At 65.1% G+C, this 21,660-nt stretch carries 21 protein-coding genes; 11 read left to right on the forward strand and 10 right to left on the reverse strand.

All coding sequences use genetic code 11. The features are described 5' to 3' along the window. Positions 1–60 precede the first annotated feature (60 nt). Positions 61–534 carry an SRPBCC family protein gene (locus tag FS507_RS10685; protein ID WP_145942775.1) on the forward strand — a complete coding sequence of 158 codons (474 nt, stop codon included), beginning with the start codon at positions 61–63 and terminating at the stop codon, positions 532–534. Positions 535–536: 2 nt separating this feature from the next. Here the strand turns inward: FS507_RS10685 and FS507_RS10690 are convergent, their stop codons facing one another. Both FS507_RS10690 and FS507_RS10695 read right to left on the reverse strand, forming a co-directional pair. Then, positions 537–1,418, reverse strand: coding sequence for a siderophore-interacting protein (locus FS507_RS10690; RefSeq protein WP_145942776.1), 882 nt, complete (start codon positions 1,416–1,418; stop codon positions 537–539). A 25-nt stretch (positions 1,419–1,443) separates the two neighbouring features. Beyond that, complete coding sequence (locus FS507_RS10695; RefSeq protein ID WP_186314646.1) at positions 1,444–2,439, reverse strand: ABC transporter substrate-binding protein; 996 nt, start codon at positions 2,437–2,439, stop codon at positions 1,444–1,446. A 61-nt stretch (positions 2,440–2,500) separates the two neighbouring features. Here FS507_RS10695 and FS507_RS10700 point away from each other — a divergent pair, with 61 nt between their 5' ends. The 5 genes from FS507_RS10700 (at position 2,501) to FS507_RS10720 (ending at position 8,355) form a co-directional block, all read left to right on the forward strand. Continuing rightward, on the forward strand, positions 2,501–3,925 hold the full coding sequence (locus tag FS507_RS10700) for a helix-turn-helix transcriptional regulator (protein ID WP_186314647.1): 1,425 nt from the start codon (positions 2,501–2,503) through the stop codon (positions 3,923–3,925). A 95-nt stretch (positions 3,926–4,020) separates the two neighbouring features. Further along, positions 4,021–5,091: a YdcF family protein gene (locus tag FS507_RS10705; protein ID WP_186314648.1), complete on the forward strand. Its 1,071-nt coding sequence runs from the start codon at positions 4,021–4,023 to the stop codon at positions 5,089–5,091. Between the two features lie 57 nt (positions 5,092–5,148). Further along, positions 5,149–5,847 (forward strand): HAD-IA family hydrolase, encoded by a 699-nt coding sequence (locus tag FS507_RS10710; RefSeq protein WP_145942780.1) that lies wholly within the window; start codon positions 5,149–5,151, stop codon positions 5,845–5,847. 9 nt (positions 5,848–5,856) lie between these two features. Continuing rightward, a complete protein-coding gene (gene ilvD, locus FS507_RS10715; RefSeq protein ID WP_145942781.1) occupies positions 5,857–7,566 on the forward strand; it encodes a dihydroxy-acid dehydratase in 1,710 nt (569 codons plus the stop codon). Positions 7,567–7,620: 54 nt separating this feature from the next. Beyond that, positions 7,621–8,355, forward strand: a complete 735-nt coding sequence (locus FS507_RS10720; protein WP_145942782.1) for a lysophospholipid acyltransferase family protein — start codon at positions 7,621–7,623, stop codon at positions 8,353–8,355. Here FS507_RS10720 and FS507_RS10725 read toward each other — a convergent pair. The 5 genes from FS507_RS10725 to FS507_RS10745 form a co-directional block, all read right to left on the reverse strand. Further along, complete coding sequence (locus FS507_RS10725) at positions 8,340–9,368, reverse strand: ABC transporter substrate-binding protein (protein WP_145942783.1); 1,029 nt, start codon at positions 9,366–9,368, stop codon at positions 8,340–8,342. The two genes, FS507_RS10720 and FS507_RS10725, sit on opposite strands and share 16 nt — an antisense overlap. After that, on the reverse strand, positions 9,365–10,153 hold the full coding sequence (locus FS507_RS10730; RefSeq protein ID WP_260853324.1) for an ABC transporter permease: 789 nt from the start codon (positions 10,151–10,153) through the stop codon (positions 9,365–9,367). The genes FS507_RS10725 and FS507_RS10730 overlap by 4 nt, the downstream gene beginning before the upstream one ends. Next, the gene (locus FS507_RS10735; RefSeq protein WP_145942785.1) at positions 10,150–10,941 is read right to left on the reverse strand and encodes an ABC transporter ATP-binding protein; all 792 of its coding nucleotides are present in this window, start codon (positions 10,939–10,941) and stop codon (positions 10,150–10,152) included. The genes FS507_RS10730 and FS507_RS10735 overlap by 4 nt, the downstream gene beginning before the upstream one ends. A 412-nt stretch (positions 10,942–11,353) precedes the next feature. Further along, the gene (locus FS507_RS10740; protein WP_145942786.1) at positions 11,354–11,956 is read right to left on the reverse strand and encodes a response regulator transcription factor; all 603 of its coding nucleotides are present in this window, start codon (positions 11,954–11,956) and stop codon (positions 11,354–11,356) included. Then, positions 11,953–13,107, reverse strand: a complete 1,155-nt coding sequence (locus FS507_RS10745; protein ID WP_186314649.1) for a sensor histidine kinase — start codon at positions 13,105–13,107, stop codon at positions 11,953–11,955. The genes FS507_RS10740 and FS507_RS10745 overlap by 4 nt, the downstream gene beginning before the upstream one ends. Before the next feature lie 219 nt (positions 13,108–13,326). Here FS507_RS10745 and FS507_RS10750 point away from each other — a divergent pair, with 219 nt between their 5' ends. The 3 genes from FS507_RS10750 to FS507_RS10760 all read left to right on the forward strand — a co-directional run bounded on the left by FS507_RS10750 (position 13,327) and on the right by FS507_RS10760 (position 15,481). Further along, the gene (locus FS507_RS10750; protein WP_145942788.1) at positions 13,327–13,824 is read left to right on the forward strand and encodes a hypothetical protein; all 498 of its coding nucleotides are present in this window, start codon (positions 13,327–13,329) and stop codon (positions 13,822–13,824) included. A gap of 91 nt (positions 13,825–13,915) precedes the next feature. After that, positions 13,916–14,839, forward strand: coding sequence for an arginase family protein (locus FS507_RS10755; protein ID WP_260853325.1), 924 nt, complete (start codon positions 13,916–13,918; stop codon positions 14,837–14,839). 18 nt (positions 14,840–14,857) lie between these two features. After that, a complete protein-coding gene (locus FS507_RS10760; protein WP_186314650.1) occupies positions 14,858–15,481 on the forward strand; it encodes an HAD family hydrolase in 624 nt (207 codons plus the stop codon). Between the two features lie 24 nt (positions 15,482–15,505). Here FS507_RS10760 and FS507_RS10765 read toward each other — a convergent pair whose 3' ends face one another. Together FS507_RS10765 and FS507_RS10770 are read right to left on the reverse strand one after the other, a co-directional pair. After that, a complete protein-coding gene (locus FS507_RS10765; RefSeq protein ID WP_145942790.1) occupies positions 15,506–16,663 on the reverse strand; it encodes a calcium:proton antiporter in 1,158 nt (385 codons plus the stop codon). 106 nt (positions 16,664–16,769) lie between these two features. Further along, positions 16,770–18,077 carry an SLC13 family permease gene (locus FS507_RS10770; protein WP_145942791.1) on the reverse strand — a complete coding sequence of 436 codons (1,308 nt, stop codon included), beginning with the start codon at positions 18,075–18,077 and terminating at the stop codon, positions 16,770–16,772. Positions 18,078–18,332: 255 nt separating this feature from the next. On the opposite strand from FS507_RS10770, the gene FS507_RS10775 reads away from it, so the two are divergent. Further along, a complete protein-coding gene (locus FS507_RS10775; protein WP_145942792.1) occupies positions 18,333–19,421 on the forward strand; it encodes an alpha/beta hydrolase in 1,089 nt (362 codons plus the stop codon). Positions 19,422–19,434: 13 nt separating this feature from the next. Here the strand turns inward: FS507_RS10775 and FS507_RS10780 are convergent, their stop codons facing one another. Beyond that, positions 19,435–20,079, reverse strand: coding sequence for a TetR/AcrR family transcriptional regulator (locus tag FS507_RS10780; RefSeq protein ID WP_260853328.1), 645 nt, complete (start codon positions 20,077–20,079; stop codon positions 19,435–19,437). A gap of 66 nt (positions 20,080–20,145) precedes the next feature. Here FS507_RS10780 and FS507_RS10785 point away from each other — a divergent pair, with 66 nt between their 5' ends. Further along, a complete protein-coding gene (locus tag FS507_RS10785) occupies positions 20,146–21,567 on the forward strand; it encodes a DHA2 family efflux MFS transporter permease subunit (RefSeq protein ID WP_145942793.1) in 1,422 nt (473 codons plus the stop codon). The last annotated feature ends 93 nt before the right edge of the window (positions 21,568–21,660 follow it).

Raw genomic sequence — 21,660 nt, forward strand, 5'->3', positions numbered from 1 at the left:
GAACTGTGATACTGGGGCGGTCAGGCACGTCCCGCAGAGACGACAACCAGGAGAGATGCCATGGGAAACAATGACAGTGCGCGCGAACTCAGCTCGTCGGTCACCATCGATGCGCCGGCGCGGGACGTCTGGTCGGTGATCACCGACTTCCGGAACCTCGCGGCGGCCAGCCCCGAACTCGTCACCATGGTGCCGATCCTGCCCGGCGGGCTCCGCGAGGGCCAGAACTACATCGGGATCAACCGGCGCAAATTGGTGGTGTGGCCGACCCGGAGCCGTATCCGTACCGTCTCTCCGGACCGGGAACTGTCCTGGGACACCGTGACCAGCGGGGCGCGGTGGGTGTACGAGCTCAAGGAAACCGACGCCGGCACCGAACTCACCCTCCGCCGACCCGTACCAGGGACGCTGACCGGCGCCAGCAATCTTTTCGCCCGCTTCCTCCTCGGCGGAGCAGACAGCCACGCCGACGAACTTGAGCAGGGAATTCGTCAGACCCTGGATGTCCTCAAACAGCGGGCGGAGAAGAACTGACCTCAGATCTCGATGTCGAAGTCATCGGCCTCGCTGAAGGAACGCCCCTCTGCCTGGTAGCTGGCCGCAGCGCGCAGCCGTGCCAGATCCGCCTGGGTGCCGGTCCTGCCACGCCGCCAGTACCCGAACACCTGGACCTGTTCTTTCGGTAGACGCAGCGTACGCAGGCAGTGGTGACGCACGCCCCGGATGTCTTCGCGCTCACCGGCGGCCCAGAACACCGTCGAACCGTCCGAGGGCAGGGAGCCGACCCCGTCAGCGAGGGGAGTGGGCGAGGACCTGTCGGCGACGTGGAGCGTCGCGCCGGGAAAATCACCGGAATAGCGGTCGACCGGGCCGGCGTCGGGAAGTGCCAGCGTGACGGTGTCGACCGGTACCGCTCTCGCGATCGCACTGGCGGCCGGATAGGCTGAACCGTCGGCCAGAAGATGTATGCGCCGGTCGTCGGAACCTCTGGACGGGGCGGGATGGGGCCGGGGGCCGGCGAAGGGGACACGGTCGCCGGGGGCAAGATCGCGCAACCAGGACATCATCGGGGAGTCCGAGCCGTGCACCACGATGTCGACGGCCACTGTGGACGAGCTCCGGTCGAACTCCGCGATGGTGTACACCCGCCGGCACATGTCGGGTTGGCCGGTGAGCGCACCGATCTCGTCGCCGGGGTCGGGGATGGCCAGCCGCACCGCGAGATTGGGGTGCTCCCAGGCGGTCGTGTCGGTGATACCGGCGACATGACCGGTGACGCGGGCCAGCCACGGGTAGCGGCGGGACACTGAGGTGACGTCCAGGACCAGTTCGCTGAGGCCCTTCCGGTGCTCTCTGCTGTTGAGGACGGACGTGACGTCGCGGGCGTCCTGCGTGGTGCGGTCTGCTGAGTGGTTCATGTGGTTGTCCTCCCGGAGCGCGGTGTCAGAGATTGGCGAAGTAGGGTTCGAGCTGGTCGAGGAGCCAGGGGATGCTCAGGGCCGTCGGTGCGCCCAGGGCGGTGGCGGCAGGGGAGTCCAGCTCGGCTGCGGTACCGTGTTCGACCGACGGCAGTGACGACCAGCCGGCGATGCCGTCGGGGCTGTCTGCACGCACCCACAACGCCAGCAGGTCCATGTCGAGCAGACTGATGTTCTCGGCGGACACCGAGATACCGCGGTTGGTTTCGGCGCCGGAGATGTCGTCAGTGGACAGCGTCATCCCCAGGTCGGTGAAGAAGCGGTTCGCCGCGTCCTCCGGCGACGAGATCACGCTGAAACTTCCCTCGGAGTAGGCGGCGTAGGCGAAGGTGGCACCATCCACCGCGGGATGGTCTTCGCCGACCTGGTGCATGAGGTCATCGACCCCGGCGATGACGTCCTCGGCACCGTCCTCGTCACCGAGGATGCTGCCTGCGGCGGTGGTGACCTCCCGCCAGTCATCGACCTTCCCGGTCCCGACCGTGGCCACCGTCGGTGCGATAGCGGAGAGTGCGTCGAAGGTCTCCTGGTCGGGGACGTAACCGGCGAAGATGACGTCCGGATTCTTCGCGGCGATCTCCTCCACCCCGAAGGATGAGATGGCGTCGGCACCGCCACCAGAATTGGTGATGGATTCTCCGGCGGCCTCTGTGGACCAGGGCACGCCCGCGTCGAAGAGAGTGCTGACGACCTCTGTCGCCACGGGATGCCCGAGGGAGGCGAAAGCATCCGACCACGCCTGGCTGAAGCTGATGGCCTGTTCGGGGTGAACCGGAACGTCGGTGCTTCCGTACGCGTGCTCGACAGGTACCGACGCCTCCGCAGGCTGCGACGCCTTGCTGGTGGCAGCCCCTTCAGACTCGCTGGTTTCGTTTGATCCGGCACACGACGCCAGTCCCGTCGCACATGCGCACGCGACGACGACCGCGACGCAACGGCGTGGCCAACCCGGTGTTCTCATAATTCTCCTCCTGTAGCTAAGCCTTACTTTCCTCACGATGGACAAGTGTAGGGTCAGCCTCATGGACCGGATTGACCGTATGGCGCACACTGTTGAACTGAGATTTCCAGTCTTCTACTGGACGGTCTCCGGTTCCGCGCAGGTCGTCACCAGAACCGGAGCTGGCGGCACAGATGGCGTCCGTAGGGTCGGGGCAGGCCGGGGGATCTGGGTCGACCAGGGGGTTGGCCTGAGGGTGGACCGCGCGCCAGGCGCGGGAGTCATCGGATTCCGGTGCAGGGACACCGACGTCCTGCCGTTTCGGGTGGGAGGTACCGTGTCCGGCGGAGTGGTGGGGGAACAGTGGAGGGACAGTCTCGTCGAAGAATTCGCATCGAGTCTCGGCTACCTGCGTGAGACCGGTCCGCCCGCGACAACACCGACGGGAATCGCCCGACCGCCGTTACCGACCTCAGCCGGCGCACGTGCCGCGGCGAAACTCATCCTCGATGATCGGGCGTCGACGGGGACGGTGGCGTTCCTGGCGGATGCCGTCCACCTCTCGCCGGCGACCCTGAACCGGCAGTTCCGGAGCGAGACGTCTCTGTCCGTCGGGCAGTGGAGGGCGAGGGCACGGATCGCGACAGCGACGGCGCTTCTGCGCGGCTCCGGGATGACGCTGGAGACCGCGGCGCACCGCGTCGGACTATCGTCGGCGTCGGCGCTCGCGCGGCTGTTCCGGGAAACGATGGGGACAACCGCTGCACGCCTCCGGTCACCGGGGAACTCGGGACGCGCCGAGCTACCGGGGTCGGGTACCGGAAGTCAGAGGTCCACCTGGCCGCGGACCAACAGGATGCACGTCCTGATCTGGGTCTACCGAGGTTCTGCGCAGGTGTCCGCCGGTGGCGGCACCCTGGAAATGGAGGAGGGTGACCTGGCTTGGCTTCCCGCGGGCATCCCGAATGTCGTGCACATGGGGAGTGACAGCCTGGTCCTACCGGTCGGGGCCCGGGTCGGTCGGGCACAACACAGCGGAGGCCCGGTCCGACTACGCGCAGAGGGCCTGAATGCAGACACTCTCCTCGGAGCGTCGGCACAGGAATACGATCCGCTCTTCGCCAGACAGACGGCACTGGTGGACGGGCTCTTCTACACCTACCTGGCCAGCGGGAGCGACGGAGACGTACAGGACTCCAGACTGATGACACGACTTCTGGAGACGTTTCGTCGGGACCCGTCCTCGGACCGCACCGTGGAGGAGTGGGCGGAGCATCTCGGGTGTTCCCGGGCGGAGCTGACCGGTGCGCTCGCCGCGGACGGGGCCGGGGCCTTCCGTCAGTGGCGGACCTCGATGAGGATGGGAATCGCCCGCCAGCTCATCTTTGCCGGAGTTCCGGTGACCAGGATCGCCCACCACCTCGGGTACTCCGACACCAGTTCCTTCAGCCACGTCTTCGCCCGACACCATGGGGTCCCCCCGAGCAGGTACCGGGGCTATGTGTGAGACGGTCATGTCCGACCACGGGATGAGCCGCCCCACACGGTAGTTCAGTCCTGGGCACGATGACCCGGCGTCCGGAACCGGGGATAGTGACCACCATGCACACCGCCTCAGTGATCTCGCTCGCCGTTCTGACGATCATCGCCGGGGTGACCGTCTGGCGGATACGGAGGCATCCGCGACGCCCGTCCAACGGGTTCTGGCTGCTCGCCACCGTCGGTGCACTCTGGTACGCGGTACTGGCACTGACCTCAGCACTGATGCCGGTGCACGCCGTATCGGTGCCGGCACTGATCGGTACGGCACCGACGCTCATCCTTCCGGTCCTGGTGATCATCGCGGGGCTCTCCCTCATCGCCAACACCGGGGTCGTGGTACGCCGTGAGGGGGTCCGTCTGGCGACCCTGACTCCTGCGGTGATCGGGGTCGCCCTGCTGGGCACGGTGGGGCTTGCGGCGACGGCGCTCTATGTCGCGGCGGGTGACGTGACCGTCTTGTCCTGGTCCGCCCGTGCGGCGGTGAATGTCGCCGTGTTGGCCCTGATCCCCGGTGTCATGCTGATCGTCGAACTGGTCGGCTACACCGTGTACGCCGTGGTCTACCGCTGGATCCCGCACCGGGGCGACGCAGATCTCGTGGATGTGATCGTCGTCCTCGGCTGTGGACTCGTCGACGGCGCCGTGTCGCCGTTGCTGGCGGCACGGGTGGACAAGGCCATCGCCGAGTACACCTCCCGGGAGGACACCGGAACACCTCCGCTGCTGGTCATGTCCGGTGGTCAGGGGGCGGACGAGATGCGTGCAGAGGCGGAGGCGATGGCGGAGTACGCACGGGGCCGAGGGATCCCCGGCGACAGGATCCTCATGGAGACCCAGTCCACGAACACCGAGGAGAACCTGTTGTTCACCGAGGAGGTACTGGAGGACGCCGGGCTGGTTGACCCGGCTCTGCTCATCGTGACCAGCAACTTCCACGTACTGCGGTCGGTGTCGCTCTCACGCCAACTACGCCTGCGGGTCCGCGCACTGGGGTCGGCGACCCCGTCCTACTACCTGCCCTCGGCGTTCCTCCGGGAGTTCGCCGCACTGGTGGTGCACTACCGGTGGGCGAATGTCCTCGTCTGGCTCACCCTCACTGCGCTGTGGGCCGTTCCGCTGATCTTCATGTGACCGTAGACTCGTGCCACACCGCCGGAACCCACGCCGACGTCACACACGGGAGCATTGATGAGTACAGATTCCAGATTCACCGTCGCCGCCATCCTCTTCGACATCGACGGCACCCTGGTGGATTCCACCGCGGCCGTGAACCGGGCCTGGCGCGCGTGGGCAGCCGAGCATGAGATCGACGCCGACGAGGTCCTCGCCGTGTGCCACGGCCGGCGTTCCGCCGACACCATCGCGGACTTTCTCCCGGCTGACCAGGTGGCCGCCGAGGCGCAGAAGCTGGAGGAGAGGGAAGCCGGTGACGTCGACGGTGTCATCGCGCTGCCGGGTGCGGCAGACCTCCTCGCGTCTCTGCCCGTGAGCCTGTGGGCGGCAGTCACCTCGGGTTCGCAGGCGCTGATGCGCGCACGGCTCGGCGCGGCGGGGCTCCCCGTCCCGGAGAACCTGATTGCCGCCGAGGACGTCGCCGAGGGAAAACCGGACCCGCAGGGGTACCGGAAGGCGGCTGAGGCGCTGGGGGTGGATCCGGCGGACTGCCTGGTCATCGAGGACGCGCCGGCCGGACTGGGCGCCGGACGCGCTGCCGGGGGCCGGGTACTCGCCGTGGCGACGTCCCACCCGCGTGAGGAACTGGAGGCGCTCGGACGCGAGGCGGCGGCGGACGCCGTCCTCGATGACCTCACTGACCTCGTGGTCGAGGTGCAGGACGGTCGGCTCGCCGTCACCGTCGCCGGTGGCGGGGAGAGGCACGTCTACTAGAGTTGGGATATGGAACACACCACAGACTCAGTAGACATCAAACCCCGCTCCCGGGACGTGACCGACGGCCTGGAGAAGACCGCGGCCCGGGGTATGCTCCGGGCGGTCGGCATGGGCGACGACGACTGGGACAAGCCTCAGATCGGCGTCGCCAGCTCCTGGAATGAGATCACCCCCTGCAACCTGACCCTGAAGAAGCTCGCCGGTTTCGCCAAGGAAGGCGTGCACGCGGCGGGCGGGTATCCGCTCGAGTTCGGCACGATCTCGGTGTCCGACGGCATCTCGATGGGGCATGAGGGCATGCACTACTCACTGGTGTCCCGTGAGGTCATCACGGACTCGGTGGAGACGGTCATGTCCGCCGAACGACTGGACGGGTCGATCGTGATGGCGGGCTGCGACAAGTCCATCCCCGGCATGCTCATGGCTGCGGCGCGGCTGGACCTGTCCTCGGTCTTCCTCTACAACGGTTCGACGATGCCGGGTGAGGCCCGCCTGTCGGACGGGACGGAGAAGGAAGTCACCCTGATCGACGCCTTCGAGGCGGTCGGAGCCTGTCGGGCGGGCAAGATGTCGGAGGAGGACGTCGGAATCATCGAGCGCGCCGTCTGTCCCGGTGAGGGGGCGTGCGGGGGCATGTACACCGCGAACACCATGGCCTCGGCCGCCGAGGCGATGGGGATGAGCCTGCCCGGGTCCGCCGCGCCGCCGGCGATCCACCGGAACCGTACCGAGTACGCACGACGGTCCGGGGAGGCCGTCGTCGGTCTGCTGCGTGAGGGCATCACCACCCGCGACATCATCACCCGTGAATCCCTGCTCAACGCCGTGGCGGTGGTCATGGCCCTCGGTGGTTCCACCAACGCCGTGCTGCACCTGATGGCCATCGCCCATGAGGCGGGTGTCGACCTGAAGCTGCAGGACTTCAACGACGTCGGCGACCGGGTGCCGCACTTCGGCGACCTCAAACCGTTCGGCCGGTACGTGATGAATGACGTCTTCAAGGTCGGCGGTATCCCGGTGGTCATGCGGGCGCTGCTGGACGCCGGACTCATCGACGGCAGCTGCCTGACCGTGACCGGCCGGACGGTCGCGGAGAACCTCGCCGAGATCAACCCACCGGACCCGGACGGGAAGATCCTGCGCAGCATGGATGAGCCGTTGCACGCCACCGGCGGGCTGAGCATCCTCAAAGGCTCGTTGGCACCCGAAGGGGCGGTGGTGAAGACCGCCGGCTTCGACGCCGAGGTGTTCGAGGGCACGGCGCGGGTGTTCAACCAGGAACAGCCGGCGATGGACGCCGTTCTCAACGGTGAGTTGAAGAAGGGCGACGTGGTCGTGATCCGCTACGAGGGGCCCAAGGGGGGCCCGGGTATGCGGGAGATGCTGGCGATCACCGGTGCCATCAAGGGTGCCGGCATCGGCAAGGACGTCCTGCTGATCACCGACGGCCGGTTCTCCGGAGGATCGACCGGCCTGGTGATCGGACACGTCGCCCCGGAGGCGGTGGACGGCGGCCCGATCGCCTTCGTCGAGGACGGAGACCCCATCCGGGTGGACATCCCGTCGCGCTCCATCGACCTCCTCGTCGACGAGAAGACGCTGGCGGAACGGGCCGAGGGGTGGACTCCGCCGCCGAACCCGCGGTTGCACGGGGTGCTCGGGAAGTTCGCCAAGCTGGTGCAGTCCGCGTCGGTGGGAGCGGTCACGAATATCTGAGGAACTTCTGGGTTCCCGGCGCCCGTGTCCGTAGCGACGGCTAGGGTACTTCCCATGTCGAATGAAATGTCTTGGGCGGCACGCGCCATCATCACCACCCCCGACGGCACGCGGCCCGCCCCGAGACAACGTCGACGGTCCTTCTACGACCTGGCGAAGAACCTGATCCTGTGGATCTTCTACCTGCAGAACATCCGGGTCGAGATCGTCGGGGCGGGCAACATCCCCCTCAGCGGCGGGGTGATCCTCGCCCCGAACCACCGCGCCTACTACGACGTCATTCCCGTCAGTGGGCCACTCCAGCTCCGCGGCGACCGTAAACCGCGGTACATGCTGAAGAAGGAGGCGTTCGCGAACCGGTGGATCACGAAGCTGTTCGTCGAGTTGGGCGGCATCGCCGTCGACCGCACCCCGGGGAAGGGGCGGGAGTCGTTCTCCGCGGCAGTGGACGCACTGCAGGACGGCGAGGTTGTCGCCGTCTTCCCCCAGGGGACGATCCGGCATGACCGGGAGATCGGTGAGATGAAATCGGGCGCGGTGCGCATGGCCGCACAGTCGGGGGCGGTGATCGTGCCGGTCGGGTGTTCCGGGACGCAGAAGCTCTGGACCCGCGGGGAGCGGCCCCGGCTGGGCGGGCGTCGGGTGACGGTGCATGTCGTGGTCGGCGAGCCCTTCACCGTGGACGGCGACGATCTGGATGCGGGGACCTCAGAATTACGGGCCCGTCTGCAGTCCGCCAAGGACCTGGCCGACGAGGCGGCCGAGAGGCGCGCCTACTCCGGAAGGTAGTCGTTGGTGGTGGCGTCGGCACCGTTGATCAGGGCATTGCTTCCCGTCGCCGCATCGAGCAGCCCGTTGTCGCGCATCCAGTCGGCGTAGTCCGTCCACGCCTGCGGGTTCTGAACACCGAAGGTGGTGTCGCCGTCGCTGTTGCCCTTCTTCAGTATCCCGATGGTCGCCTCGACCATCTCTGCCAGCAGGTCGGGGTCGTAGGCGCCCTCGGTCTCCGGGGTGAGCGCCTCGACGGCCAGGGACGCATCCCGCATCGCGGCGTCGTGTCCCTCGGTGGTGCCGGCGAGGAAGTTGCGGACCCGTTCGGCGTAGGCGTCGTCGTCGGCGAGCCGGGTGGGGTTGGCGATGATCACCAGTTCGGCGGACGACGGCACCCCCATCTCGGCGGCGGTCAGCGTGGTGATGTCGGTGCGTTGTGAGAGCTCGACGCCTTCGATGTTGGGGTAGGCGCCGAAGATGGCGTCCACCTGGTCGCTGAGCAGTGCCTGGTTGAGATTCTGCTGGACGTTGGGCATGGTGATCGACTCCGGGTCGATCCCCGCCTTGTCCGCGATGTAGTTCAGGGTGACCTGCTGCGACGGCAGGCCTGAGACGGCAACGGACTTTCCGGCGAGGTCCGCGGGTGCGGTGATCCCGGAGCTGGTCTTGGTGATCAGCGAGTTCAGCGGTGTGGGGATCAGCGCCCCGACATTGACCACATCCAGCCCCTCGGCCCGGGCGAGGATGGTGTCGGTCTCGTAGCTGACCGCCAGGTCCGCCCGCCCCAGCGAGACGTCTTTCGCGGCGTCGGCGGTGTTTCCGGGCAGCAGGAACTCCACGTCCAGACCGCGGTCGTCATAGGCGCCGGTGTGTTCGGCGGTGTAGAGGGCCAGATGGTCGGGGTTCGGGTTCCAGTCCAGCAGGACGCGGGTGGGGGTGGTGTCGCCGTCTTCTGCGCCGCCGCAGGCGGCGAGCGAGAAGGTGGTGGCGGCGGTCAGCAACACAGCGACAGAGCGGGTCAGGAGTTTCATCGGGGACCTTTCGCAGGACGTGAGGGGGTGGGGGACTGCCACGGGCAGCAGAGGCGTTCCAGGACGGTGGCGGTCAGCAGGAGCGTGGCGGACATGACCGTCAGCACCACGACGAGGGCGAAGACATAGTCCGTCTGCAGGCGGGGGATGGCCTGGAGCAGCAGGTAACCGAGACCGTTGGTGGAGCCCGTGTACTCCGAGAACACGGCGGCCACCGGCGCATAGGTCACCGCCACCCGGAGCCCGGCGAAGCCGGCGGGCAGGGCGGACGGGAACCGCAGCCGCCAGAACACCGAATGGCGGGTGCCGTGCAGGCTGCGCATCGTGTCGACCAGGCGTTGCTCAACGGTGCCGACACCTGACAGCAGGTTCATCGCCACCGGGAAGAAGCAGACGAGGGCCACCACGATCACCTTGGGCAGCATCCCGTAGCCCAGCGCGATCGTGAGGATCGGGCCGAGCACGATCGTGGGGACCGCCTGTGACGCCACCAGCAGTGGCGTCAGTGCACGTCCGAGCAACGGCAGGTAGCCCGCCGCAACGGTGACGGCCAGGGCGACGGCCACGCCGCACAGGATGCCGAGCAGCGTTTCAGTCAGCGTGAGCCAGGTGGCGGGGGCCAACCGTCCAGCCCAGTTGTCCCGTAGCGCATCGAGGACCGATACCGGAGAGGGAAGGACGTAGTCTTCGATCCGGGTTCCGGAGGTCGCCGCAACCCAGAGCAGCGCGATGAGGACCACGGTGACCAGGGGAGGGGCGATGGAGGAGAGGACACGTGTACTCACTGCACACCCCCGGCGAGTTCCCGCAGCAGCCCCGACCGCGCCTCGGCGAACTCGGGATCGGCGAGGACGTCCTGCCGGGGACGGCCCCCACGGCGTCCGAACCATCCCGGCCACGTCTGGCGCACGCGGCCGTCCGCCAGGAGAACGACCCGGTGGGACAGGAGCAGGGCCTCGTCCACGTCATGGGTGACCATGATCATGGTGGTGGCCGCACCGTGGGCACTGTCCGTGGGCGGTTCGCTGAGCACGGTGTGGAGCCAGTCCTGGATTTCCGCGCGGGTGATCGCGTCCAGTGCGCCGAGTGGTTCATCGGCGAGCAGGACGGGTTTCCCGGCGAGCAACGCCCTGGCCAGTGCGGCGCGCTGGCGCATGCCGCCACTGAGCTGGTCAGGACGCCGACGGGCGTGGTGCTCCAGCCCGCACCAGGCCAGTATCTCGGCAGCCCGGGCGCGCGCGGCGCGTCGTCCCACGCCGGTGTTGCGCAGTGGAACGGCGACATTGTCACGGACGCTGAACCAGGGCAGCAGGCTGTCGCCCTGGGGCATCAGAGCACAGTGGTTGAGCCGTGCGGAGTCGTCGGTGTCGCTGAGGACGGTCACGCTGCCCCGGGCTGGGGAGAGGAGACCGCCGATGAGATGCAGCAGTGTGGATTTTCCACACCCGGAGCGGCCGATGACGGCGACGTGCTCGCCGACGGGGACAGTGAGGTGGACGTCCTGCAGGACGGCAGGGGAGTTCGGGTAGGCGACGTCGACGCGGTCGATGGTCACCGCCGTGACAGGCGGCATGGGACATTCCTCCGCTCATGTGAATGAGGTCAGGTTCAGCGGGTGTGATCTCAGCCCCGGCGCAGCGCGGGCGCTGCGTGGCGGGACACCCCGTGTCTGTGGGTGGTCAGGTATTCAGTTGGTTACGTGTTCTCTGGAGACATCATAGGGTATCGGCGGGGCGGAGAACCTCCGATGGGGGATGCTCCTCCGGTCGTCGTGACGTCAGCCTGTAACACCCCGCTATCCTGATTTTGAGGTGGATCACAGTACGGGAGCGCTTGTGGTCGTGGTACCGGACGAATGACCGATACCGGCGGGCGTATGCCTCTGGTAGTTTCTGTGGACGGACTACGGGGAAGGCGAGCGTTGCCCGAGGGGGAAAGACACTCCGTAGTTGCTGGCTCGCCACCTTGGAGACTGGGATGGAAGGTCAGATCCAGCCGTAACGATAGGCCTCGAAGGCTGCGGAGTGACGATTCGCTGCACCGAGTTTCATGATGGCGTCGGAGAGGTAATTGCGTACCGTTCCCAGCGCCAGATGAAGGTTTCCGGCGATCTCCGAGACGCTCTTTCCTTGCCTCGTTAGGCGCAGTACGTCGAGTTCACGACTGGTTAACGGGCAGTCGAACCCGAGGGCCGTGACGGCAAGATCGGAATCCACATAGCGCGTGCCATCATGCACCCGCTCGATGACCCGGGCCAGCTTCTCTGCAGGGGTGTTTTTGGGGACGAAGCCGCGGGCCCCGACAGTGAGTGCTGAGCGGAGTATTCCGGGACGTGCATGGCGGGTGATCATAACGATTTCGATACCGGGATCGCGGGCCAGTAACGTGCCGGCAGTGTCTATGCCGTCGATCCCGGGCATTTCCAGGTCGAGGACGTAGACGTCGACTTCGTTGGGGGGTGAGTGGTCGAGTGCCGCCTGGCCGTCGGAGCCGTGACCGACGACGGTGATCGTCTCTTCGAGGTCCAGAAGTGCGACGAGGGCTGTGCGGAGCATGTCCTCGTCATCAGCGATATAGACATTGATCACGGTGCCACCTCCAGCTTCCCCGTGACGGTGAAGCAATCGTTCCCGTCCATCCACTCGAAGGAGCCCCCGGACTCAGCGAACCGTTGTTGTAGACCGGCCAAGCCATGTCCAGGCCGGGGCTCCCGCGCAGCAGGTGTATCCGGGGCCGTCGGGGAAATATTGTTGCTGACTGTCATGTAACTGGGACTGACCTGGATATCCACTTCTGTCGCATCCGCATGTCGCAGGATGTTGCTTGTGGCTTCCCGCGTCAGTTCCGTGAAGAGGTGCTCTTGATCCTGTGGCGGTGTGCCCTGCATTCTGATCTCCACGGCGATTCCGGCCGAGTTGAGGAGTTGTTCGACGTTGACGAGCTCGGTGGTCAGCGGAAGTGCACGGTAACCGTGGGCGAGGTCCCGGGTGCGGTCACCTGCCTCCACCGCAAGTTCTTCTATGCTCTGCAGCTCCCGTTCGGTTACTCGAGGGTCCCGCCTCAGGTTTCGCCGGGCGAGTTCGGCCTTGAGCTTGATGGCCAGAAGGCTGTGGCCCTGTATGTCGTGCAGGTCGGTGGCGAACCGTAGTCGTTCGCGGGTTAGGACGAGCTCGCGTTGGTCGGCGTTGTATCGGTCGAGTTGCAGGTGGAGCTGCCAGCTGGCGAAGGTAGCGGTGAATGCGACCGTTGCGGCACCAGTCAGGATCAGTATCATAAGCCCTTCCCTCGCGGGGATCGCATCGTTGTCCAGCGCGGCGGTAATTGCAGACGCTGAGAAAGCGGCTATGCCTGCGGCCGCGACCGGTAACCATAGTGGTCGTCCCCGGGCGATCACGAAGGCGAAAGGCAGACCTGTTGCGAGAGCGGACAGTGGTTGGGCAGAGAACGTGAACGCGATAGACGCGAGAACAACCGCGACAACCATATATACGGAGAGGACCAGCACGGATCGTTCGGCGCCGTAAGTCCAGGCGAGGTGGAGGGTGAGCATCACACTCGCAACACAAGAAGACGCTGACAGCAGCAGCATCAGCACTGTCGGAGCGGTTATCACAACGAACATTACACCACTACCGCCGAGTAGAGCTGTCGTGTACAACAACACCTTACGAAGCTCGGCGGGAAGCGCGCTGGTCGGCCACATCAACATCGGGGGCGGACGACGAGTGGCTGTGCTCACGAGTTTTCCTTTCCGAGAAGACTCCTTCACTGTCGCACAGCGACTCTCGGCTCCGGTAGTGGCGTTCATCATTTCTGCCCGTGACATCTGTCATCTCAGGTGTGTTGAATTATCAGAACAGGTGGTGACTCCCGGCCCTGTCGGCCAGAGGCCGTGAAATGTGAAACTGTAAATGCCTGGAATTCCGGTAAAAACAACTCTCATTTTAAGGAGCGCGACATGTCCTTTGATTTTGTCCAGGATCTTTTCGTCCGTCTGACGCAGTTCGCTGCGGGACTCGACTCGCGGGAACAGGTTGCGGTCCTACTGGTCTTCGGGGCGATTCCGTTCATCGAGTCCTATTTCGGCAGCTTCATCGGCACGATCGTGGGGATCGATCCGCTCATTGCGGTGCCCGCGGCCGTGGCGGGGAATATCGTGTGTACTTTTCTACTCATCGCGCTAATGGGGCGGACCCGTAACGCTGCAATGCGCGGACGGGAAGGGCGTCCGATTTCCAAAGGGAAACAGCGTGTGGCCAGGTATCTGCAGCGTTTCGGCGTGCCGGGCACAATTATCCTGGCGGCTCCGTTTCTGCCGAGTCAGGTGACTTCGCCGACATTGGCGGCGCTCGGGGCAAGGAAAGGCACGGTATATCTATGGACGGGGATCGCCATCACCCTGTGGGGCATTCTCTTTGGCTTCTTCGGAGTCCAGATCGTTGAATGGCTCGCCTGACCAGCATAATCCATCTACGAGCATAGGGATCATTAACACGCGGTTCTTTGCGCGTCGCTGCCGTCCCCGTCAGCTGGTAATATGCCCCCTGATGAACATCGATCTGATTGGCGTGCCCTTTGACGGCTACGGTCGGACTGGACATCAGGATTACGCTGCCACAGTGCTCCGCGAAACCGGGCTGGTTGAAGCCGTGCGTCCCCATGATCTCCGGGACCGTGGGGATCTTCGACTGCCGCCGGGGGAGTCCGTTCGAGGAGCGCAGACAAACCTACTCAATGAACCTGCCCTTATGGAGATGACTGATCAGCTGAACATGAGGGTGGCCGAGTCGCTCGGGGCTCACAGGTTTCCTGTCGTCGTCGGGGGTGACTGTTCACTGCTGCTCGGGGTGGTTACCGGGGTGCGTGACGCTCTTGGCCGCATCGGTCTGTTGTTTATCGACGGGCACGAGGACACCATGCCACTGGATGTCGTTGAGGATGGCGAAGCTGCGAACTGCGAGATCGGTTTATTGCTCGGACTAACGGGCCGTCAGCTAGCGGGTCCACTCGCTGGAAAACTCCCGGCATTGGATCGGCACCGTCTGGCGATGATAGGTCAGCGTGACGCAGAATGGCGCCGACGGTTCAATGTCGGCAGCCTCGCAGACGTGGGGGTGTGGTCGAGGAACCTCGATCAGATGCACAGTTTCCCGGAGAACTCGGGTCGGGGTGCGGCGGAACACTTGCGTCAACATGCCGACGGTTGGTGGTTACATGTGGATCTGGATGTGCTCGATCCAGTGGTGTTTCCCGCCCAAGGCCTGCCTGATTACCCAGATGAACCTGGTGGACTTGATATGGCGCAGCTGAAGGCTGTTGTAGGCGGTGCTGTTCGTGCCGGGGACTGTGTGGGGATGAGCGTGACGATCTATGACCCTGCACAGGATCCAAATCGGTCAGATGCCGAGGCTGTTATCGGGTTGATCGGCGAAATCCTGCGAGAATGTGCCGACGATTTACCTGACTCCTAAGGAAGGTAGGTGATGAGAATGAACCCGCGTGACCTTCGATGTGAGGCTGTTGTTTTTGATCTCGGAAAAGTTCTCATCGGCTGGGACCCTTATCTGCCCTTCTGTGATGACATGAGCAGAGTTGAATGGAAGGAGGCCGCCTACAGGGCAGACTTTAGTGCTCTGAACATCATGGCGGATAAAGGTGTTCCGCTGGACGGGGTAATTTCCCAGGCATACGAGAGAGGAATCCGGTACGGTGAATTCATCGAGCATTACTATGCTCACTTTGACCGGTCGCTGACGGGGCCCGTTCCTGGAACCGCGGAGGTCGTCGACGACCTTGAGGCCACGGGTGTGAGACTGCTTGGGCTGACTAACTGGTCGGCTGAAACCATACATCATGCGCGTCGTCAGGCTCCTTGCATCCGCAAGCTGGAAGGTCTTGTTGTCTCCGGTCAAGAAGGAGTAGCTAAACCCGATCCGGTAATTTTCCGTCGTCTGATCCAACGCTACGGTATTGATCCTGCCACGTCCGTATTCATCGATGTTTCAGTGCATAACGTCGAAACCGCGAATGAACTCGGTTTCACCGCGATCCAGTTCGTTGGTGCGGAGAACTTACGGGAGGTGCTTGGTCATCGTGGAATCTTGAGTGCCTGAAACTGACATAGTTGCGGGCTCGGATCAGGCGAAGATGGACAACCCGAACACGAAGAACACCATTAGGTGCGCTGCGCCGTGGAGGGCCGTGACCCGGCGCCCGGTGAACGTCGCCACCGACAGCATCAGCGTGACCGCCACGAGAACCAGGTTCGTCGGCGACTCGAAGAGCTCGACCCGCTGGCCGGTGAGCATGCCGATGGTCAGCACCGCCGGGATCGTCAGCCCCACTGTCGAGACCAGGGCTCCGTGGCACAGGTTGCTGACCCGCTGGATCTCACCCTGGTGCGCGGCCCGGATGGTGGTGAGTGTCTCGGGGAGGAAGACAACCATGGCGATGAGCACGCCGGAGAGCGCGACCGGTGCACCCGCGCGGGCGAGTCCGTCGTCCAGCAGCGTGGCCATGTCGTGGGACAGCAGCACGATGGGCAGGACCGTGAGAAGCAGGATGGCCGAACGGGTGAGGATCTCCCGGCGGTGGTCGACGAGGACGTCGCGAATGCCGGCACTCGGTGCGGAGGCTTCCTCCGGACGGGAGTCGACCTCCTGGAAATTACCGCGCTGTGCCCCCATCTGACGGTAGAGGAAGAAGACGTAGAGCATCACCGTGAAGACGATGATCGGGATCTCCTGGGCGGTGGTGTAGGTGCCGTCAGAGCCGATGAGGCCCGGCATGACGAAAGCCATCGTCGTCAGTACGACCAGCACCGAGAGGTAGGCCGACGTCCCCGTGCGGTTCGGGAGCATGCCTCCGTGGCGGAAGCCTCCGACAATGAGCGCGACACCGATCACCAGGTTGAGGATGATCATCGACACGGCCATGACGGAGTCCCGGGCGATGGTGGTGTGGTCACCCGGGCCGAGCATGACCGCAGAGATCAGGATGACCTCGATGATGACGATCGACAAGGTGAGGATGAGGGTGCCGTAGGGGTCGCCGAGACGGTGGGCCAGATGCTCCGCCTGGGCGACAACACCGAAGGCGCAGAGGATGATGACGGTGATGATCCCGATGAGAACTGCGGTCAGCACCGGTGTCGACAGAGTGCCGTGGAGCCACGGCCGGGCGACGAGGGTTGCGACGAAGGTGCCCCAACCGAGGATGAGGCGAAAGATGACGGCGGAGGAGAAAGCGCCGCGCAGGGTGGTGGGGTGCCCTGCACGATCGGATGCACTGGTCATAGCTGTGTACCCGGGGTTTCTGCGGGGTCGTCCCTGCTCGAGAGGTAGCCGTACGGGTCGTCCCGCCGGTGTCGTGACGAGGCCATGCTACCACCGTCAGCCCACCTCAGAACGGCAGGAACACCAGCAGCCACGCCAGCAACGGTCCGATGACCACGACGACGCCGGAGTAGATGAGCATCTGGCGGAAGAACCGGTCGCGGTGGGCGGCGTCGACATTGGCCAGGACCATTGCACCGTTCGTGGAGAACGGTGAGACGTCCACGACCGTGGCCGCGATGGCGATCGCCGCGGCGGTCCCTGCGATCGGCAGGTCACCGCTGACGAGGAACGGTGCGGCCATGGTGATGGCGATACCGATCGTCGCGATCGAGGACGCAAGTGCCGAGACGATCCCCGACAGGTAGCACAACAGCAGCAGTCCGATCAGCGGGGCTCCGAGGGAGGATACGGCGTCGGAGATCACGTCGACCGTCCCCGCCGCCTCCAGAACCTCGATGTAGGTGATCATGCCGCCGACCAGGATGATCGTCGACCACGAGACATTGGACAGTGCGGTGTGGGAGGCGGTCGGTTTCAGGATGGCCAGACAGCCGCCGATGATCAGTGAGACGACACCGATGTTCAGGCCGAAGATTCCGGCCCCGATCACGAGCGCGGCGAGTCCCACCATCGTGGTGATCTGGTACGGACTGACCCTGGTGCGGGTGGTGGTTCCCGCTTCCGCGGGGACTCCGTCCGATTCGTCGGCGTCGATGAGGTCCTGGTCGGCCCGCGCGCGGGCGCCGAAGAGATGGCGTCCACCGAGGAAGATGTAGACGATGATTCCCATCAGCACATTGAACCCCAGCGCCATGAGGAACAGTGTCCACTGGTGGTCGCCGAGATCGTTGGTGCGTAGGAAGTCGTTGACGTAGATGCCGTACACACTCAGCGGAGACAGCAGTCCGGCCATGCCCCCGTGGACCACCATCATGCCCATCATGAGCTGGTTGATGCGGTAGCGGCGGGCGAACGGAATGGCGAGCGGGGAGATGACGCCGATGGCGAAGATCGCACCGATGGACATGAACGCCCCGGTCAGCGCGAAGAATATCCACGGCATCACCGCACGGTTTCCGCGCACCGCCTTCATCGCCCAGCCGAGGATGATGTCGATGGTGCCGTTCTGCTGGGCGAAGCCGAACAGGTAGGTCAGGCCCATCAGGGCGATCATCAGGTCGACAGGGAACCCCGCGAAGACCTGGTCGAAGACGCCGTCGGCACCACCCCCGGTGTCGTCACCGAAGCCGGGGACAGCAAGGCCGACGATGAATGCCCCGATAAGTCCCAGAATGCCGAGGTTGACATTACGTAATGTGCCGATGAGGAAGATCAGCACCAGGACAGTGATCGTCAGGACGTGCGGGCTCACGGTACTCCTTGGGAGAGACAAGTTCGCTGCCTGTGCCGGGGCGGTGACGGTTACCGCATGGGGTGGGCGGTGACCCGTTACCGCGCCTGGCAGAGGCGGGGGACTCGCCGCGACATGCCGTGGTGGGGCGTGCGACCGGAGTGATGGTACTCCTGGGCGCAAAACATCACCGTCGGTGGGTCGGGAGAATGATGTTCCCGGGCTTTTCCCCTGTTCGGGCCCCGGTTCGATCATGGCGCTGTACGCTGCTGACTCATGATCCAACTGAATACGGGACGTACCGTACACCCCTCACCACTGTTCTCCGGCGTCTCCGCTGCCGCCGCCACTGTCGCCACTGCGATCGCTCTCGCAGGTTGTGCCGTCCCCGCGGCGGACGCAGCCCCGGCCGTCCCGGCGGGCTGTGAGACGTACGTTCCCCGTGACGTGGAGGACGTCGAGGAGGAAGCTGCCTCCGTGTCAGGTCAGGACGGGGCAGAGACGTCGGCCGTGCAGGACGCTCCCGGAGCGCTCGAATGCCAGGTTCCGTCTCCTTCGATGGGACGCGACTTCTCGGTGATCGTCCGCCCGTCGCTCACTTCGCACAACGACAATGTTGCACTGTTCCTCGACGGCGGTGATTCCGGTGAGGTCAACGGCTGGGTCGAGAAGGCGGGCGCGGTCAATAAGCTCACTGACGTCGACATGACCCTCGTCTTCCCGGTCACCGACCCGTGGACGTGGTCGCAGAACTGGGACGGGGGAGCGGAGTCGTCCGACGCCCAGTTCGAGACATTCCTGTCCAGCGAGCTCCCGGACTACCTGGAGACTTCTTTCGACGTTCCTGGTGGTGGCCGGGGTACGACGGGTGTGGTCGGCCTCAGTGCCGGTGCCTACGGGACGTTGAATCTGGCGACGAAACACCCCGAGCAGTACAGCTCGGTGTATGCACTCAGCGGGATCTACGATCCGCAGTCTGCGGGTGGACGGTTCGCCATCGATGCAACCTCGCGGTATCTCAGCGGCAGGGACCGGGCACCGTGGACGTCCGAGGCGAGCCGGGCTGCGAACAACCCGATGCGCAACCTGGACAAGCTCACCATGCCGACGATCGTCAACGTCTCCACCGGGATCGTTCACCCCGAAGAACTGGCGGGTAAGGATCCGGTCGCCGCATTCTTCGTCGGTGGCCCGGTCGAGACCGGGACGTTCGTGATGACTGCCCAGCTGCAGGCCGAGGCCATCCGCCAGGGCAGGGACAACATCGACTTCCGCTATGACATCCTCGGCGGGCACACCTGGCCCACCTGGCGGCGCGCGGCTTTCGACAACGGGACGATCCGTACCTTCCTCGAACGGATCTGAAGTCATCTGAAGTCTAGGGCTGGCCCCGGCGGGTCTCGCGGCGGATAGCGGTGAAGGGCTCCTGGTCGGCGGTCAGTGACAGGACCTCGTGGGTGTCGTCCTCGAAGATGCAGGTCATCAGGTTCCTGGCTTCGGGCTCGTCGTCGACGATTCCGGGTAGTCCGAGGCCGAGGACGGTATTGATCAGCATCCCCTTGGCGAGGAACTCCTCGCATTGTGTATCCGTGAGCCCGACCTCGTCACGCAGGACACGGTAGATGTCCAGCATGCCCGTCCTGGCCAACGGCCCGAAGCGGGGGTGGTGGCCGAGTGTGAAGAGATGCATCGTCGTCAGCAGGATGCCGCGGTCGGCGACGAGATCGACGTATGCGCGTCCGAGGACCGACTGCATGTCGGCACCGGGTGCGGGGGAGCGGGTGCCTGCCTCGCGGAACACCGCGGCGATGCGGTCGATCGCGCGGGTGGCGGCTTCGGCGAAGAGATTCTCCTTCGAGCCGAAGGTGCGCACCACGTACGCCTGGCTCACCCCGGCCGCGTCGGCGATCGCGTCGGTGGTCGCACCTGCATAGCCCCGTTCGCCGAAGACGACGCTTGCTGCGTCGAGCATCAGTTCGCGACGTTCGGCCGCGGGGATCCGTCGGGGTGCGGGTTTGTTCACGTTGACAGGCTATCAGTTGATTACTTAGATTAGTTGTAATCAACTGATTACAACTAAGGACACGTGATGGCTGACAGGACCCTGCGACAACAGGACCAGGCACGACGGCCGGTCTGGCTGGTGATGCTCGCCGTATCGCTGCCGATGTTCATGGCGGCACTCGACAACCTCGTGGTGACCAACGCACTACCCGTGATCCGCGAGGACCTCGGCGCCTCACTGGAAGCCTTGACGTGGACCGTCAACGCCTACACGCTCAGCTTCGCCTCCCTGATCCTGATGGCTTCGGCCCTGGCGGACAGGTTCGGGCGCCGGCGGATATTCATGGGCGGACTACTGGTGTTCACACTCGCCTCCCTCTGGTGCGGGTTCAGCGAGGACGTCGGAATGCTCATCGCGGCCCGTGCACTCCAGGGAGCAGGGGGAGCGGCAGTCATGCCGTTGTCGCTGACCCTGCTGAGCACCTCGGTTCCTCCGCACATACGTCCGGCGGCGATCGGCATCTGGGGCGGGGTGTCCGGTCTCGGTGTCGCATTGGGGCCGATCATCGGTGGAGCGGTCGTAGAAGGCTTGAGTTGGCAGGCGATCTTCTGGCTCAACGTGCCCATCGGCCTGCTCTGTCTGCCACTGGTCCGCTATGCGTTGCCGGAGTCGCACGGCCGTCCCGAACGACTGGATGTCCTCGGTGTTCTTCTGGCCGCGGCCGGGATCTTCGCGCTCACCTTCGGCATCGTCCGAGGTAATGATGCCGGTTGGGTCAGCGGCGAGATCGTAGTCCCGCTGGTGGGTGGCGCGGTACTTCTCCTCGCATTCATCGCCTGGGAGACCATGGCCCCCGCGCCGCTGCTGCCGCTGCGCCTCTTCCGGAACAGGAGCTTCGCCGCCGCGAACGTCATCGGTGTCGTCTTCTCTTTCGGGATCTTCGGTGCCGTGTTCCTCCTGATCCAGTTCCTGCAGCTCGTGCAAGGGGCCAGCCCACTGCATGCGGGCATCATGACGATGCCCTGGACGCTCGCCCCACTGGTGGTGGCACCGTTGACCGGGTTGATCACCCCACGCACCGGGACCCGCCCGGTCCTGATCGTCGGCCTGCTGTTGATGGCAGGTGGACTGACCGGGATCTCGGTGCTTCTCGACCCCGCCGTCGAGTACCGGGTGCTTGTTCCGGCGTTCGTCGCTGCCGGGGTGGGGATGGGCCTGGTGTTCGCCCCGTTGGCGACAGCGACGCTCCACGGGGTGACGCCGGACGACCAGGCGACGGCATCGGGTACGAACTCAACGGCCCGCGAACTCGGTATCGCACTGGGAATCGCCGTGCTCACCGCCGTGTTCACCGGATCGGGAGGCGAACTCACCCCCACCGGGTTCACCGAGCCAGCGGTCCCCGCTGTCCTTGTCGGAGCGGCGGCCCTGGTGGTCGCGGCGTTGACGGCCACGGTAATTCCACGGAACTCCGGCATGGTGACTGCCCAGGTGGGTACTCCCTGACCATTCGTGTGAATAACATCACGGCGCCGGAACAGCACTCACCCGCTTACGGGGTTGAACCTGTCGGGACGTCAGGCGGACAATGGAACGAGA

Source organism: Corynebacterium glyciniphilum AJ 3170 (assembly GCF_007673095.1).
Classification (GTDB): Bacteria; Actinomycetota; Actinomycetes; order Mycobacteriales; family Mycobacteriaceae; genus Corynebacterium.

Excerpts from the sequence above, each read along its gene's own strand:
- FS507_RS10685 (WP_145942775.1), top strand. The coding sequence starts at position 61 with ATGGGAAACAATGACAGTGCGCGCGAACTCAGCTCGTCGGTCACCATC.
- FS507_RS10690 (WP_145942776.1), bottom strand. The coding sequence starts at position 1,418 with ATGAACCACTCAGCAGACCGCACCACGCAGGACGCCCGCGACGTCACG.
- FS507_RS10695 (WP_186314646.1), bottom strand. The coding sequence starts at position 2,439 with ATGAGAACACCGGGTTGGCCACGCCGTTGCGTCGCGGTCGTCGTCGCG.
- FS507_RS10700 (WP_186314647.1), top strand. The coding sequence starts at position 2,501 with ATGGACCGGATTGACCGTATGGCGCACACTGTTGAACTGAGATTTCCA.
- FS507_RS10705 (WP_186314648.1), top strand. The coding sequence starts at position 4,021 with ATGCACACCGCCTCAGTGATCTCGCTCGCCGTTCTGACGATCATCGCC.
- FS507_RS10710 (WP_145942780.1), top strand. The coding sequence starts at position 5,149 with ATGAGTACAGATTCCAGATTCACCGTCGCCGCCATCCTCTTCGACATC.
- ilvD (WP_145942781.1), top strand. The coding sequence starts at position 5,857 with ATGGAACACACCACAGACTCAGTAGACATCAAACCCCGCTCCCGGGAC.
- FS507_RS10720 (WP_145942782.1), top strand. The coding sequence starts at position 7,621 with ATGTCGAATGAAATGTCTTGGGCGGCACGCGCCATCATCACCACCCCC.
- FS507_RS10725 (WP_145942783.1), bottom strand. The coding sequence starts at position 9,368 with ATGAAACTCCTGACCCGCTCTGTCGCTGTGTTGCTGACCGCCGCCACC.
- FS507_RS10735 (WP_145942785.1), bottom strand. The coding sequence starts at position 10,941 with ATGCCGCCTGTCACGGCGGTGACCATCGACCGCGTCGACGTCGCCTAC.
- FS507_RS10750 (WP_145942788.1), top strand. The coding sequence starts at position 13,327 with ATGTCCTTTGATTTTGTCCAGGATCTTTTCGTCCGTCTGACGCAGTTC.
- FS507_RS10755 (WP_260853325.1), top strand. The coding sequence starts at position 13,916 with ATGAACATCGATCTGATTGGCGTGCCCTTTGACGGCTACGGTCGGACT.
- FS507_RS10760 (WP_186314650.1), top strand. The coding sequence starts at position 14,858 with ATGAACCCGCGTGACCTTCGATGTGAGGCTGTTGTTTTTGATCTCGGA.
- FS507_RS10765 (WP_145942790.1), bottom strand. The coding sequence starts at position 16,663 with ATGACCAGTGCATCCGATCGTGCAGGGCACCCCACCACCCTGCGCGGC.
- FS507_RS10775 (WP_145942792.1), top strand. The coding sequence starts at position 18,333 with ATGATCCAACTGAATACGGGACGTACCGTACACCCCTCACCACTGTTC.
- FS507_RS10785 (WP_145942793.1), top strand. The coding sequence starts at position 20,146 with ATGGCTGACAGGACCCTGCGACAACAGGACCAGGCACGACGGCCGGTC.